The organism is Aeromonas sp. ZOR0001 (assembly GCF_000801015.1).
GTDB classification, from domain to species: Bacteria; Pseudomonadota; Gammaproteobacteria; order Enterobacterales; family Aeromonadaceae; genus Aeromonas; species Aeromonas veronii.
In genome coordinates, this window is the sequence record NZ_JRJY01000099.1 from 1 (window position 1) to 2180 (window position 2180).

The following is a 2180-nucleotide window of genomic DNA, read 5'->3' on the forward strand; positions in this document are numbered from 1 at the left end:
TGACCTCTACTTTTGAGTGCTCCAAAAAATGGGGGGATTACCGCAGGACTGGCTGTTAAACGCGGAATTGTAGTAGATGATTACCTGAGAACATCGAGTGAGCACATTTATGCTCTTGGTGATTGCGTTGAGTGGAAAGGTGAATTGCGACCCTTTTTGCAGCCAATTGTTCTCGGTGCCAATGCATTATCTAAAACTCTGATTGGTAAGCCAACACCACTAACGCTTCCTCCAATGCTAGTGAAGGTAAAAACACTTCAATATCCTTTGCAGTTAGCTGGTAGAACCAAAGGTGCAGACCTTTCATGGCAGTTTAAGTGGAATAAAAATGGAATGGTCGCAGAAGCTCGCAGCGAGGATGGTGAAATGTGCGGCTTTGTCGTAGGTGGAGACCAAATGGGCGCTGCATTCCCACTTTTACGCCTTCTTTCTAGATGAATAATTGCTGGCTGAGCATATGCTCAGCCTTACTTAATTTCATAGGTTATTAAGGATAAAACATGTCGCTACTGCATAGTATACCCGCTCATTGGGTTGTTCGCCGTTCAACCCCATTCTTTACAAATGAAAACGTACCACAGGCTCTATTAACCCATCACAATACAGCTGCTGGCGTATTCGGTCAGTTATGTGTAATGGAAGGGATGGTAACATATTACGGTTTTGCAGATGAAACAGCAGAGACACCTGAAATTACGCTTGTAATCCGAGCCGGAGAGTTTGCAACCAGCCCACCTCAGTATTGGCACAGAGTTGAACTGTCTGAAGATGCTAGATTCAATATCCATTTTTGGGCTGAAAACGTAAGCTCAGACACCCCACTCATTAAGAAAAGAGAATAAATTACAATCTTGTCATCGCCACAAACCAGGCCAACTGCCCATCCAGATCAAAATGAACAACTGTAATGTTGTTTATGATTGGCTGTTTTTGCGATGGGGGTGGCTAGATGAGTGGGATTGAAACCATAACCATGCTGAGTGGCTTGGTGTATCTGTTGTTGTTCCAGTGGCATGAGCGTTCAGGTTGGTCTTGGCTGCCGTTCCTGATGCTAACCGCTGCTGTATGGTTGACGGTAGCAGCCAAGCCACCACTAAGTAGTTTAATCGTGCTTGCTGTCGCTATTGGCATGCTTTATAGATATAAATTAATATCCGTATTATATGATTCGGGAGATCAACAACTTCGTAGTTTAGTTAGATATTTCTTAGTTATATCGTGGGGATTTGTAACAATACAGTATGGTGTTTATATTTTTCAACTCCACCAGGGTGACCTACCTTGGCTGTCTAGACCTGATATCGTAGATGGCTTTCTACCTATAGCGGGCGGTCTTGGCTTGCGAGCGTTGTTGAGCTTGGGCATTACTGATTACCACCACCCAGCTGCAACAATCACAGTCTTGGTTATTTCCTTATCTGGACTCATTTTAGGTCGTGCCTTCTGCTCATGGTTTTGCCCTCTTGGGGTTGTCGGTGAATGGCTGCATCATTTTCGAAATTTGCTGCTACCTGGTGAGTGGACTCCGCCAAAATGGTTAGACCTACTGCTCAAGTCTCAGAAATTTCTAGTTCTATCATTTCTGATGTTCATAGTTATTCTTGCTGTTCCAAATGTCGCACTGCCAGGGTACTTGATGAGTCAGTTTCACCAAGCTGCTGACATGAAAATGGGAGCCTTCTTTTTCAACTTGAACTTCATATCAGGTATTTTTGTTGTCTGGGTATTAAGTGTCACGATGCTTTTCAAGCAAGGTTTCTGTAGATACCTATGCCCTTATGGTGGATGGCTTTCCTTGTTGGGGCTTCTGACACCATTACGTATTCGCAGGTCTTCCAGCAGCTGTTTACGAAGCAAGGGATACGATTGTGATAAATGCAGTAGAGCATGTCCATCAAGGATACTGGTTCATGCACTTATATCAGTCAGAAATATTGAGTGTACAAACTGTTTAACTTGTATCTCTGCATGCCCAAAACAAGCTAATGCGATTCATTTTGGTACTGCGAATAAAATGGTTTCAGCAAAAAATCTGCTTACAATGTTGTGTGTTTTACTTCTCTTAATGCCATTGTTTGCTCATATTATTTTCGATTTTTGGACAAGCAACACACCATTAGAACAACGCCGTTATCTATTGGATGGTAATCCCCCCGAAAAACTGAGGTGCTCATAAGTAG

General features: G+C 43.0%; 2 protein-coding genes and 1 pseudogene. All 3 read left to right on the top strand.

The window, feature by feature from the left end; translation table 11 throughout:
* Nucleotides 1-42: 42 nt before the first annotated feature.
* Nucleotides 43-438 (top strand): annotated as a pseudogene (locus tag L972_RS20935) (FAD-dependent oxidoreductase); the annotation flags it as partial.
* Nucleotides 439-500: 62 nt separating this feature from the next.
* Nucleotides 501-842: a DUF1971 domain-containing protein gene (locus L972_RS20940; RefSeq protein WP_081990727.1), complete on the top strand. Its 342-nt coding sequence runs from the start codon at nt 501-503 to the stop codon at nt 840-842.
* A gap of 107 nt (nt 843-949) precedes the next feature.
* Nucleotides 950-2176, top strand: coding sequence for a 4Fe-4S binding protein (locus tag L972_RS20945; RefSeq protein WP_081990728.1), 1227 nt, complete (start codon nt 950-952; stop codon nt 2174-2176).
* Nucleotides 2177-2180: the final 4 nt, after the last annotated feature.

Coding starts and splice junctions, on each gene's coding strand:
- L972_RS20945 (WP_081990728.1), top strand. CDS start 950: ATGAGTGGGATTGAAACCATAACCATGCTGAGTGGCTTGGTGTATCTG.
- L972_RS20940 (WP_081990727.1), top strand. CDS start 501: ATGTCGCTACTGCATAGTATACCCGCTCATTGGGTTGTTCGCCGTTCA.